The sequence below is a fragment of the Sorangiineae bacterium MSr11367 genome, from assembly GCA_037157805.1.
Taxonomy (GTDB): Bacteria; Myxococcota_A; Polyangia; order Polyangiales; family Polyangiaceae; genus Pendulispora; species Pendulispora rubella.
Map to the genome: position 1 here is coordinate 13,074,881 of CP089983.1, position 12,483 is coordinate 13,087,363.

A 12,483-nucleotide genomic window follows, 5' to 3' on the forward strand; every position below is an offset into this window, starting at 1 on the left:
GAGCACAGCGTGCGGACTGCGAACAGCAGCCGGGGCGCGAGCTGCGGGGGATGTCGACTGAGGGATGGCTCGCAATAACAACCTGTCGGTGGAGTCCGAGGGGCGCGCGGGAAGCGTATGCCCTCGTTGGATGTCGCCGCACCTATCGCGTCAAGATGGAAAGGGCGTAATCATGAACCTCATCAAAGCGAATTATTTCATTGGGTTGGCGGCGATGATTGCGATTGGCACGGGCTGCGCTGCGTCGGATTCTGACGCAACGGAATCCGTCGGCGGTACCAATCAAGAGATTGTCAAGAATCTCATTCAGGCTGGATTTCCCGCGAGCGACATCCAGGAAGTCGACGGTCTCGTATACGTCGGCAACGATGCAGAGGTGAGCCTCGAAGCATCCCGCGAGATGCTGCAGGCCGACGGCTCCAAAGAGCAATATCGCACGACCAATGTGGTCGGCAGCGGGGTGCGCGTGATCTGCGTCAATGGATCGGCGTACACCGGTACGTTCAGCACTGCGCTCGATGGAGCGATTGCCAACTACAACAACCTGGGCCTCAACTTCAGCTTGCGCCGCACCAGTGGTAGCACCAGCGGCTGCAATGCGACCATCACCGCGAGACTCACCTCGGGCTCGGCCGGTGGTAGCTCGGGCTTCCCGTCGGGCGGTCTGCCCTACAACACGATCAACGTCGCCTCCTCGACATCGCAGTACGGCACCAACGTGGTCAAGCACGTGATCACCCACGAGATCGGGCACACCATTGGCTTGCGCCACTCCGACTACTTCAATCGCAGCATTAGCTGCGGCTCCGGCGGCAATGAAGGCAGCGCGGGGGTTGGGGCCATCCATATCTCGGGTACGCCGACGGGCGCGACGGTTGGTGGTTCGCTCATGAACTCGTGCTTCCGGAGCAGCGAAACCGGCAACTTCACGAGCTCGGACCGCACCGCGTTGACCACGCTCTACTAGACCTTCTCTCGAAAAAGCCATTGAATGAGCCCATGCTCACGAGGCTTTTCCTTTTCGCGGCCGTGGCGTCCCTTTCCCTGGGCGCCGCGGCCTGCGGAAGTTCCTCCTCGGAAGGGGAGGAGAACAGTACGAGAACGGCATGCGCCGGGCTGCGCATCGTCGATCCGAGTTTGCGCACGCAGTCGCAGTGCGGGCCGACCCTCGATTTCACGCCGATCAACGACTACCACGGCGACATTCCGTCCATCCAGGAGCGCGAAGACGCGGTCGTTCTGATCAACGGCGCGTGCACCGGGACGTTGATCGCCGCGCAAGCGGGCCCCATCATCCTGACGGCGGGCCATTGCGGGCACGTTGGCGATCGCGTGATGTTGGCCTTCAACGTCGAGGCCAACGCCGACGGCGATACGCTGGTGACCGAAGGAGCCGTGGTCGAGCAAGCCGACGCGCCGGATTATGCGCTCATCAAGCCCGACAAGCTGCCGGTGGTCACGCCCACGCCGCTGACGACCAAAGAGAGCGATCGGCTCGCGATCATCCAGCATCCGCGCGGAGGGCCCAAGTCCATCGCCGAGGGGAAGCTGGCGGGGGTCTGCAATGGGCTGATTTACTATACGGATCTCGACACCCTGGTGGGTGGCTCGGGCGCCGGCGTGCTCACCCGCGACGGTTACTTGGTTGGCGTTCACACCGATGGCGATTGCGCGGCCGATGGCTCCGGATCCAACTATGGTTGGACCTCCGTGAGCATCGTCGCTGCATCGGCGTATCTGCAGGACGCCGACATCGCCGCGCGCTAACGCGCTTGTCGAATCGATAATGCGATAACGGCAAGCGGCGAGCCGTCGCACTTCTCGCCGCCCATCGATTCATGACGCTGTCCCGTAGGCCCCTTCGGGAAACGCAGCCGTCAGCGGAGCGTGCACGCTCATCGTAGTAGGTTGTCCTACCATTTGGGCCTTGAGATGCCCGAACGACAACTTTGTTTGATAGACTACGAAACTGTTGCGCACTCACCGTGCGTGCTTGGTCCTTAGGACTCCCGCGCTGTCTCTTTGAGGGGGCGGGGGTAGGGGTACGAGCCATCGTGATGGGGGATATCGCTACCGAGTGTAGGTAGATCTGCTTTTCTGCGCCTCTGCCGAGGGGATCGGGTCCGATCGCCGATGGGGGGAGGTGTGCCCTACTGCCAAGGAGTTTCACCATGCGAATCAAGATGTCGGCCGGTTTTCTCGTCCGCTGCCTGGGGGTGGCATCCAGCGTTCTCGCATTTGGCGTGCTCACCGTCTCGTCGACGGGCTGTGCGGCGAACCCGGAGGAAGGGAACCGTTCCGAAGCGACCGGCACCACGGCCACGTCGTTCGATGAATGGCGAAAAACGGTCTACCAGGAGGCCGAGAGCGGCATCTGGATCGTCAATGGCGATACGCCGGTGGACAGCATCGAGAAGCTGCAGTCGTTCTACGAGCGGTACGTCCAGCAGGGCGCGCTCATCGTGGACAACAACGATGGGGTCGACTCCAAGTGGAATAGTACGCAAAAACTGAATATTACCTACTGCGTCAGCCGCTCGTCGTTCGGTAGCCGATACGATGCGGTGGTTCAGGCCATGAGCGAAGCCGGTGGCAATTGGGCCTCGGTGGCGAACATCCGGTTCGTGCACGTTGCAAGCCAGGACGGCAGCTGCAATGCGCGCAACAAAAACGTCGTCTTCGACGTCCGCCAAGTGCGCAGCGGTCAATACTTGGCGCGCGCGTTTTTCCCGAATCAGAGCCGCTCCACGCGCAATGTGCTCATCGACTCCTCGTCGTTCGGGTACACGGATCCGTATTCGCTGGTGGGCATTTTGACCCACGAGCTCGGCCACAGCCTGGGCTTTCGTCACGAGCACACACGGCCCGAATCGGGCACGTGCTTCGAGGACGACAACTGGCGCGCGTTGACGACGTACGATTCGAACTCCGTGATGCACTATCCGCAGTGCAACGGGTCGAACGACGGCGACCTCACGATCACCTCGCGGGATGCGCAGGGCGCTGCGAGCCTTTACGGCGCGCCGTAGCCACGGCTATCGTCGTGCGCGATGAGCACGGCGAGTGATTCGAAGGTTGGTTCCATGGACGGGGGCGGCGTGCGCCGGGCGACGGCGACGGACTTGCCGCTCCTTCCGGCGGTGGAAGCGGCCGCCGACGAGCGGTTTGCCGCCATGGGATTTCCGCCATTGCCGCCGCCGGGCACCTGCGAGAGCCTCGCGGCGTCGCTATTCGTTCTCGTTGCGGGCGATCCTCCGGTGGGGTTCGCCCGCGTCGAGGTGGTCGACGGTCTCGCGCACTTGGAACAGCTCTCAGTGCATCCGGAACAGCAAGGGCGCGGATTCGGAGCCGCGCTGCTCGCAGGCGCATTTGGCGAGGCCCAGCGTCTCGGGTATGCCGAAATGACCTTGGTGACGTTCGCGGACATTCCGTGGAACGCGCCTTTCTACGCGCGACATGGATTCCGTGAATTGCACGCCCTGACGCCGGGCCTGGAGAACCTGCGCGCCAAAGAGCGTTCGCTCGGACTCGACGCGATGGGCCGTCGCGTCGTCATGAAGCGAACGTCGCGCTAGCGGAGATTACCCGCAGCTCGCGTCGTAGCGATTGTATGCGCTGTCCCGGCCGCAGAGCCCACACGCCTCGATGCACGTGAAGCGGACCAGCCTCAGCCCCGCTGCCGCGCACGCACGCGAGGCCTCGGCCCGATGGTCCGAGCAGCATTTGCATGCGAGCACGCCGGCGTTGAGGACCGTGCCGTCTGCCGCGACGGCGGGGGTGCTCTCCGCCGTCGGATCCGCGCTGGCACCGCAGCTGGACGTTTGTGCCGTGCCTTCGAGGATCTGATCCGTGCTCTCCGCGGTGGAGGCCTGTGGGTCTGCGCCGCTGCATCCTGCCGCCGCGATGGAAATCAAAAGCGCGCAGCAGGTCGTCCACGACCCCATTTTTTTGTTTTGCATGTCTCTCTCCGGAATAGGCAATGGTCTGTTCCGAACGTCCGTGCCGGCTCGAGGCCGTACGTCCGTCCAACATTGCCCATTCGTAGCGACGAGAGATGTCTTTAGGTGCGCGTGCGGCTTTTCCGAATTGCCATGACAAAGGCACCGATCGCGCACTGGTGTGTTGCTGTGCGCAACGGGTGCCTTCTACAGGGCTCGTTACGGATTCGCGATGGATGCGTCGACGAGCTTCTTGACCTGGTTGTACGAAATGCCCGCGACATGACCGGAGGTGACCGGTTTGGGTAGCCACAGAGAATCGGCGTGCACGTTTTTGCTCGCGCCAACCCATTCACCACCGATGATCGCGCCCTTGCCATCGAGCTCGAGGATGTACGTAAACTCGTCGTGGGTCGTATAGGCGTCGGCGGAGTAGAATACCTCCCCCGCGTTGGATTCACGGACGTACGCCACGCGTGTCTTCACGTACAGAAACGATTTGGCGCCGGAGTTGAAGGCGTATGACGTCGGGATGGGGGACGACGCATCGCCGAGCACGAGTCGATTTGCCTCTTCGTCGCTCACCACTCTCTGCTCCTGGATCTGGTAGCCGCGAACAGGCCGATTGGAAACCCGATCATAGAATGGCCGATTCTCGACGAAAGCCTGCTTTCGAATGCCCAGGTAGTTCGCCAAGAGAAGATGCAGAGTGCCAGGATTGGTATGGCGGCATTTCGCGGCGGAGCGTGTGTGCTTGTCACGGTTCAATGCGCTCTCGTCTTCATTGCAATGCAACGAGACCGTCTCCCGTTCGGACTTCGTGTAGAGCATGGAGGCGAGCGCCTTGATGTCCGTTTCTTTGAAGGTCACGCCGTTCTCGACGACCTCGTGCTGGGGCTCCGGCACCAGGATGGCAGCCGACGCCCACCCGGGCTCGATGTTGGCTCGACGGGACACGCAGCGCCCGAGTGTGGAATCGTTCCGCCTTCCGCAGATGTCTTCTCCGCACATGCTGTTCCACAGGCAGGATGCTCCGCCGCCTTCGAGGCCGTGCGATGCGGACACGTGATGTTGGACGTCCGAGGCTCTGAACGCGGTCTCATACTTCTCCGTTGCCGCCGGCGAGCTGCGGTCGTCCCAACGATGATTGATGCTGTCGGTGCTCGCGGGCCAGGTGCTTCCCGACCATGGTGTCTGGGCGGCCTGGCCCTTCGTCGGTAGCTTCGCCATCACGCGTTCGATCGAGCCGCCGAACAACGCCGGAGCCTCGTCGGTCTTCGGAGCGTCGACCTTTGCCGCGGCGTCGTCGGTCTTCGGAGCGTCGTCCGCCTTCGGTCCGGTTCCCGCCGATGCATCCTTCTGCGGCTCGGGGGAACTCGGTCGTTCCTCCATCGTGCCGTCGGGGGTCTGCCCGCTGCACGCGGAAATGGTGGCGAGCGAGACCGGAAGCGCTGCCAAAAGTGCCAACTTCATACTGCCTTTTTCCTCTCCAATAGGGGATGGCACCGCGGTTCATGCAGCCGCGGTGCTCTTCTCGTTGGAGGGACGCAGGAACGCGTTGGGCCGGCGCACACAAATCGTAAAAATTTGAAAGTGGAGATCGCTTTCGCGCGATGGCGCGCCGTGCTCGGTTCAAGGATGGTTGGCACCTGCTACAGGGGGCTCGTTACGGATTTGCGATGGACGCGTCGGCGAGCTTCTTCACGTGCTCGGGCGAGATGCCGGAGACGCTTACCGTGGGGGCTGCCTTGGGGAGCCATAGGAAGTCGGGGTGTGCCTTCTTGCTGTGGCCAACCCATTCGCCACCGATGATGGCTCCGCGCGCGTCGAGCTCGAGCACGTAGTCGTAATTGTCGGAGAAGGTATATTGGTCGATGCTCGAGGAGAGATTTCCTTCGTTCGGATCGGACTCACCGATGTACGTGACGCGCGTTTTCACGTGGAGCAACGATGCCGCGCCGGAGTTGAAAGCGTAGGCCGTCGGAATCGGGGACGACGAGGCGCCCATCACCAGCCGATTGGCTTCCTCGGCGGTTACCGGCTTCTGCTCCTTGATTTCGTATCCACGAATGGGTTGATTCCAAACTTGACTGTCGAACGTCCGATCCTCGGCAAACGATTGCTTGCGAAGACCGAGGTAGTTCGTCAAGAGAAGGTGCAGGGTGCCCGGGTTCGTGTCGCGGCATCGTGATGGCGGGCGCCCGTACTTGTCGCGACTCAGCTCGGAGCTGTCCTGGTAGCAACGCAGGGAGACCATCTGGGTATCGGCTTCCGTGTAGAGCATCGAGAGGAGCGCCTTGATGTCCTGCACCTTGAAGGTCACGCCGTTCTCGATCACATCGTGTTTCGGCTCCGGCACGAGAATGGCCGCCGGGGTCCACCCGTGGCAGATGCCTGCCCACGTGAGCACGCACCTTCCGTTGGACGCTCCGTTCCGCTTTCCGCACCGGCTGCCGTCGGTGCAATCGGCGTTGCTCGTGCAGGCCTCACCGGCGCTGCGCGATTCCACCCCGTTCGACACGGCCACTTGATCTTGGACGCCGGAGACACCGAAGGCTACTTCGTATTTCTCGGACGGCGAAAGCGAGTTGGCGCCTTCCCACCGATAGTTGATGCTGTCGTTGTAGGCCGGCCAATAGCTTCCCGCCCACGGCGTCTGCGCCGCCTCGCCCTTCCGCGGCAGCGTCGCCGCCGCGCGTTCGAGGCGCACGCCGAACAACGCCGGGTCGTCGTTCGCCGACCACACTTCGGGTTGCTCTGCGGAGCCAGTTCGTTCTTGGCTCGTACCATCGGATGTCTGCACGCTGCACGCCGAAACGGCAACGAGCGCGAGCGGGAGTGCTACGACGAATCCCTGTTTCATATGCCTTTTTCCTCGAGTCAAATAGCCATCACGCCACGGCGTACGTCGACGCGGGCGCGTTCTCGCTGAAGAGACGCCGCGCCCGCGCGCACCGTGCACCGAAATCGTAAAAATATTCTGCGGCTACTCGAGCTCGCTTTCCGCCGCCCATCGATCGGCATCCGGAATCGAGGAAATACGCGTGGATGCTGCTCGCACACCGGACGGATTCCGGATCAGCGTAGTTCGGAATGGAAAAAAGGCCGCGACGCCTGGCTCACTTGTAGTGCACGTAAAGCGCGTACGAAACGCCTCCGGCGGGCTCACAGTAATAGCTCCACCAGAGTCCTTGATCCTCGCCCATGTCGCCTTTGTCGGTGCAATGCTTTTTGCTCTCGTAAACGCCTTCCTTTGCCCAGTTGGCGAGCGTTACGACCTCCGTGTCGGAGGTGCCCTGATTCTGCTCTTCCCCTGCGACGGCGTGCGCACTCGTGGAGAGAGCGGCCATCGTCAACGCACCGCCTAGGGCAAAGGAGAGTCTCCGCCAAGACTTGTTCGTCTTCCCAACGTTCATCGTGTCCTCCAAATGTGGAATGGATTCGGTCGAAGCGACGAGGGGCCTCGTTGCAACCGCTTCGACTCGAGCGTTCGGCGATCCATACGAAGCGGGCTGCGACGTTATTTCCATGATGAGCTCGAAATCGCATCGGAGGCGCAATGGCGGGGTCCGTACGGCGCGATTCGTTGCTCGCGTGCCGGCCCGGACGAGGCCGTGATTTCCGGCCGTACGGTCGCAGCTTCATCGCACATGGAGATTTGTGCGACGCAGCAAGTGGGCGCGATTATGGTGGAGACGAAAGAGAGGAACTTGCGATGAGTGGACGAATCGAAGCGCGACTCGCCGAGTTGAAGATCGAACTGCCGGACGCGCCCGCCCCGGTGGCCAACTACGTTCCCGCCGTTCGAACGGGAAATCTCCTCTTCGTGTCGGGGCAGGGGCCCTGGTTCAACGGCGAATTGCGTTACCTCGGCAAGGTCGGTGCCGATGTGACGGTGGCCGTGGCTAAAGAGAGCGCGCGCCTGTGCGCGTTGAACGTGCTGGCGCAGGCACGGGCCGCGCTCGGCGATTTGGACCGCGTCGTTCGCGTCGTCCAGGTGCAGGGCTTCGTCAATGGCATTCCGGAGTTTGCCGAGCACCCGCAGGTGATCAACGGCGCCTCCGACCTCTTCGTCGAGATCTTCGGCGAAGCGGGGCGCCATTCGCGCTTCGCGGTGGGCTCGGGCTCGCTGCCCGGCAACATCTCCGTCGAGGTCGTTGCCACGTTCGAAGTCGAATAGCGGTTCTTCCTCAGGGAAAGTGCACCTCCAAGGAGACCCCCTTCTTCTCGGGCGGTGCCGGCTTGGGCGGCGGGGGGGCCGCCTTCGCCGGCGGTGGAGGCGGCGGCGGCGGTGCGGCCTCCACCTTTGCGGGGGGCGGGGGCGCTGCGGCCGGAGGTGGCGCGGGCGGAGGTGGCGCGCTCGCATGGGCCGACGCCTTGGCTTTCGGCTTCGAGACATGCGGCGCATGCGCAGGTGCCGCCACGGACAGCACCTTGCTGCTGACCGCCGCGCTAGGCGCCGGTTCGGCCGATGCCACGGCTTCGACCGGCGCGGCGTCCTTACCGCCCTCGTCCTTCGAGGTATCCCGCTCGATGGAGAGATGGAAGCCCAAGCCGCCTTTGAGATTGCGCGAGAAGATGTCGGTGACGCTCAGCAAGTAACTTCCCGGCTCGAGTTCTTCGCCGACGATGGTTTGTGCGGTGCCACCGGCATACTCTTCGGCGACTCGGCGCCCATCTTGCGCCTTGATCGTCACCAAGGCATCGATGGGATTCTTCACCTCGGGGGCCTTGACCTTGACGATGTAGTGCCCCGCCTGGCTAACCGTCCACGTATACGTCTTTCCAACTTTGGAATCGATGCGGTCTTCGCAATTGATGGTGTTGCCCGAAATCTCGCGCGGGCACGTCTCCGTGCTGGCGAACGATTCCGACTTTGGCCCGAAGAGCCCGGCGCCGGTGCCGCCGACGGCGAGTACGCCGCCGATGGCATAACCGAGAATCATGTTTCGCTTCGTCGACGCGAGCAGGCTGGCGCGCCCTTTGGGGGAGAGAATCAGCTTGCCCGTGCCAATTCCTTTGGGCGTGCGCAACACCGCACCGTGGGGGCCCGCATCGAGTTGGCCTAGCGCATAAATCGTCGCCGACGGCCGAACGATCTTTTCCGTGCCCACGAATCCGATGATGCGCCCTTCGTCACGCGAAACGATGGGCGTATTCGTTTCCATCTGTCCAAAACGAAGTGTCGATGGCCAGAGCAGACCTCCCACGCCCACCTCGCTGGAATGGCTCTTTTCCATCGATGCATCGAGCGCGCCCGTGCTGTCCACCACGATGCTCCCCACGCCGTCGGCAATGAGAAATTGGCACCCCTGCGCGTCCGTGTGCACATTTTTGGAGCCACTCGTCTTTTTCGTCCCCTCCTCGGTTTCGGAATGCTTTTCCCACTTTGCTTCGATGGTAATTTCATAAGCTAGGCACGGCTGTCCGCTCATGGGGGCAACCAGCTGCTGCTGCCCCGGCTGCGCCGCGCCCTCCGTGGAGAGCAGCCCATTCGCGTCGGCGGCGCGAGGCCCGAGCTGCGCAATCTCCGAGGGCCGCCGGTGCGGCACCCGGTTCATCTTTTTCATTTTCAGCATCTGCAAGACGCCGAACAAAAGGCCACCTAGGCCCAAGAAGGCCAAAAACCAACCCAAAATGTCCATGGTCCCTCACAAACGAAATGCCGACGACGTGCGGACTCGAAGTCCGATACGCGGCTGCAAGACGTCATTGGGATGGCGGCGGCGGTTCGATCAAAAAATCGACGCGGCTACTTCGAACGGAGCGGGACGGGCACCGGGGTGGCGCGGATGTCCAAATTCGCAAAGATACCGCTCGTGTTGGAACCCCAGCACCACACGCTGCCGCTTCGCGTGAGGGCGCAGACGTGCGACTGGTTCACGGCGACGTCGAAGACGGGCTCCGGCAGGCCGACCACCGCGACGGGATCGTCGCTATGGGCGTTGGGCAGGCCATTGCCAAGCTGCCCGTCGTTGTCGTCGCCCCAGCATCGGACGCCGCCGTCCACCATCACCGCGCATGCAATCTCGGGAGCGAGCCCAATTTTGGCCACCCCCGAGCCCAGCGTGGGGACGTCGAGGCTCGATTGGGGGGTCGGCTCGATCGTGCCGCCGGGGGTTCGCTCGCCCCAGCATTTGACACCTCCGCCGGTCGTCACCACGCACGCGTACGAGGGGGCGACGCGCAGCTGGGCCACCGATCCTGGCGGCAACACGCCAATTTCGATGGGCTTCGACGTGTGGGGCTGGCGGCCGAACAATCCGCTCCCATTGTGACCCAGGCAGGAGACGTTGCCGGCACGCGAGAGTGCGCAGATCGAGGAGTTCGAGAAGCCCACGTACGTGCTGGGCGCGAGGCCTTCGATGGCGAAGGGGACGTAGTTCGGGCCGTCTCGGTCCGGTCCGTAGAAGCCTGGGGTGCTGTTGCCGTTGCCCCAACACATCGCGCGCCCGTCGTCGAGCACCGCGCACGCGGACGTCGAGCCGGTGCCCATGTCGAGCACGTGCGCGGAAACGCCGGCGACGTCGATGGGGCGTGAGGAGCTCGAAGGTCCGCCATCGGGTTGGCCCGCGCCGAGGGCTCCGTTGCCGTTGTAGCCCCAGCACTTGGCGGCGCCGCCCGTGGTCACGGCGCAGGTCGTCTTGTCATGGGCGATGTGGACGTCGCGCACGCCCGTGGCGAGATCGACGACGTCGACCGCCTTGGGCGGACGCTCGTCCTGCCGTCCGTAACCGAGTTGCCCCGAAGAATTGTAGCCCCAGCACTTTGCGCCGCCGGCCGTGGTGACGGCGCAGCCATGGTCGCTGTCGATGACGATCTGCGCGATGCCTTGCTCGAGCCCCGGCACGATCGCGGGCGGTCCGTTGTGGCTTGCCGCCTGAATGAAATCCTGCCCCGAGCAATAGACGGTGCCGTCGGCGATGGCGCACAGGGCGTCGTAGGTGGTCACGAGCGTGCTGGCGCGCACGCAGCCTTGGCCTTTCTTGAAGGTGCCCACGCATTCGCACACGCTGCCGTCGCACACCGGGGGGCCCGCGTCGGGGTCGAGCGCGCCCGGACCGGGGTCGACGCCGCCATCTTGCGAGGGGTTTCCATTCGCGTCCCCGGCTTTGCCGTCCGCGGTGGCATCGGCCTCGAGGCACTCGCCGGGGCACGGCGTGTTTCCGAGAGGGAGCACGATGTCGCACGCGCCGAGCGCGCTCGCGAAGGACACGGCGAAGAGCACGCGGCGGTGGCGCAAGGTCATTCGGTGTGCTCCACGGCCGCCTCGACGGCGGGAAGCAGGAGGCTCTGCGGGTACCTGCGACGAAACTCGGCGGCCTTCGTCCGGGCGGCCGCGGTCTCGCCCGCGTTGGCCAGCGCTTGAACCCAGAGGCCATCGCGCTCCTCGATCAAATGGCCCCGCGGAAAGCGCTGCGCATGCTCGCGGAGCGGCGCGAGGGCCAGAACCGGATCGCGCCGGAGGATGGCCGAACGCGCCGTCTCGAGCAGGCTCTGTTCCTCGGCGAGATCGACATCGCGCCGCGCCGGCTTGGGGCCGCTGGCCGGCTTGGCCACGATGGGCGGGGGCCCCGCATCCTCGCGGTTCGTCGGTGCGGCAGGCGACTCGCTCACGGGGCTCGCGGCCGTCGGCGCCGAGGTGACGGGCGGCTCCGGCACGACGACGGCGGAGGCGACGTTTGCGGGCGCGGCAGGCGCATCGATGGCCCCGCGCACGATGGCCCCTCCCGCCCCACCCACCGCGAGTGCCGCGATGGTCGAGAGCACACCCCACTTGCCGAGTGCCGCGTGAAGGGCACTTGGGGGGGGCGGAGGCGAATTCGGCGCGCCACCGTCGGGAACCCCGAACCCCGTGCTCACCTGCGACCAAATGCGATCTTCCAGGCCCGACGGTGGCTCGGGCGCCTCCGCGCGCGCGAGCAGATCGCGGACATCCTCGGGAAGCGGCGGCAGCTCGCTCATGAGAGACCTCGCCGCCGGCGAACGCGCTCGAGCGCCGCGGTGAACGCCTCCCGCGCCAGACGCAGACGCGACGAGGTCGTCGGTGCCGGTGCCTCCATGGCCGCCGCGATCTCCGGGACGGACAGCCCGTCGAACTCGTGCATGACGAACACCGCGCGCTTGTCGTCGTCGAGCGCGCCGAGGGCCTCGTCGATCATCTCACGCGCCTGGCGCGCGGCGATCCGTTCGTCGGGCGATGGCTCCGAGACGGGCACGTGCTCTCCGCGCTCCGCGTCGACCTCGTGCCGGTGGTAGTGCAGCCGCCGATAATCGGCAAAGAGCCGCCACGCGATCCCGCGCAACCACGCCTTCGCCGGCCGCGTTCGATCGAAGGTGGAAAACCGCGCGTACGCCGTCACGAAGACGTCGTGGGTCAAATCGTCGATCGTCGCGTTGCGTGCCCCGAGTCGGTAGAGGAACGCCCACACCGCGCGAAACTCCGCGCGGTAGATCTGCTCGAACTCCGCCACACTCGCCCGGCGAACCTCGCGCGCCCGCACCGAGAGCGGGGCGGAGAGCGACTCGTCGGAAAGGGCCATGA

At 64.4% G+C, this 12,483-nt stretch carries 12 protein-coding genes and 1 pseudogene; 5 read left to right on the forward strand and 8 right to left on the reverse strand.

The window, feature by feature from the left end:
• Positions 1–286 precede the first annotated feature (286 nt).
• From LVJ94_51070 to LVJ94_51085, 4 genes and pseudogenes are all read left to right on the forward strand, one after another.
• Positions 287–967 (forward strand): annotated as a pseudogene (locus LVJ94_51070) (zinc-dependent metalloprotease).
• A gap of 32 nt (positions 968–999) precedes the next feature.
• Positions 1,000–1,767 carry a serine protease gene (locus LVJ94_51075; protein ID WXB05228.1) on the forward strand — a complete coding sequence of 256 codons (768 nt, stop codon included), beginning with the start codon at positions 1,000–1,002 and terminating at the stop codon, positions 1,765–1,767.
• 404 nt (positions 1,768–2,171) lie between these two features.
• Positions 2,172–3,029, forward strand: a complete 858-nt coding sequence (locus tag LVJ94_51080) for a M57 family metalloprotease (GenBank protein WXB05229.1) — start codon at positions 2,172–2,174, stop codon at positions 3,027–3,029.
• A gap of 21 nt (positions 3,030–3,050) precedes the next feature.
• Entirely contained in the window at positions 3,051–3,575 is a 525-nt protein-coding gene (locus LVJ94_51085; GenBank protein ID WXB05230.1) for a GNAT family N-acetyltransferase, read from the forward strand.
• Between the two features lie 6 nt (positions 3,576–3,581).
• Here LVJ94_51085 and LVJ94_51090 read toward each other — a convergent pair whose 3' ends face one another.
• From LVJ94_51090 to LVJ94_51105, 4 genes are all read right to left on the reverse strand, one after another.
• A complete protein-coding gene (locus LVJ94_51090; GenBank protein WXB05231.1) occupies positions 3,582–3,959 on the reverse strand; it encodes a hypothetical protein in 378 nt (125 codons plus the stop codon).
• A gap of 198 nt (positions 3,960–4,157) precedes the next feature.
• Positions 4,158–5,411, reverse strand: a complete 1,254-nt coding sequence (locus LVJ94_51095) for a hypothetical protein (GenBank protein WXB05232.1) — start codon at positions 5,409–5,411, stop codon at positions 4,158–4,160.
• A gap of 193 nt (positions 5,412–5,604) precedes the next feature.
• Positions 5,605–6,801 carry a hypothetical protein gene (locus LVJ94_51100; GenBank protein WXB05233.1) on the reverse strand — a complete coding sequence of 399 codons (1,197 nt, stop codon included), beginning with the start codon at positions 6,799–6,801 and terminating at the stop codon, positions 5,605–5,607.
• Positions 6,802–7,057: 256 nt separating this feature from the next.
• Positions 7,058–7,354: a hypothetical protein gene (locus LVJ94_51105; GenBank protein ID WXB05234.1), complete on the reverse strand. Its 297-nt coding sequence runs from the start codon at positions 7,352–7,354 to the stop codon at positions 7,058–7,060.
• Positions 7,355–7,653: 299 nt separating this feature from the next.
• Between LVJ94_51105 and LVJ94_51110 the strand changes: the two genes are divergently transcribed.
• Complete coding sequence (locus LVJ94_51110) at positions 7,654–8,118, forward strand: RidA family protein (GenBank protein WXB05235.1); 465 nt, start codon at positions 7,654–7,656, stop codon at positions 8,116–8,118.
• A gap of 10 nt (positions 8,119–8,128) precedes the next feature.
• Here LVJ94_51110 and LVJ94_51115 read toward each other — a convergent pair whose 3' ends face one another.
• From LVJ94_51115 to LVJ94_51130, 4 genes are all read right to left on the reverse strand, one after another.
• On the reverse strand, positions 8,129–9,583 hold the full coding sequence (locus LVJ94_51115; GenBank protein ID WXB05236.1) for an E3 ubiquitin ligase family protein: 1,455 nt from the start codon (positions 9,581–9,583) through the stop codon (positions 8,129–8,131).
• A gap of 107 nt (positions 9,584–9,690) precedes the next feature.
• On the reverse strand, positions 9,691–11,187 hold the full coding sequence (locus LVJ94_51120) for a hypothetical protein (GenBank protein WXB05237.1): 1,497 nt from the start codon (positions 11,185–11,187) through the stop codon (positions 9,691–9,693).
• A complete protein-coding gene (locus tag LVJ94_51125; GenBank protein WXB05238.1) occupies positions 11,184–11,903 on the reverse strand; it encodes a hypothetical protein in 720 nt (239 codons plus the stop codon). Before LVJ94_51125 ends, LVJ94_51120 begins: the two co-directional genes overlap by 4 nt.
• Positions 11,900–12,481 (reverse strand): RNA polymerase sigma factor, encoded by a 582-nt coding sequence (locus LVJ94_51130; GenBank protein WXB05239.1) that lies wholly within the window; start codon positions 12,479–12,481, stop codon positions 11,900–11,902. The genes LVJ94_51125 and LVJ94_51130 overlap by 4 nt, the downstream gene beginning before the upstream one ends.
• Positions 12,482–12,483: the final 2 nt, after the last annotated feature.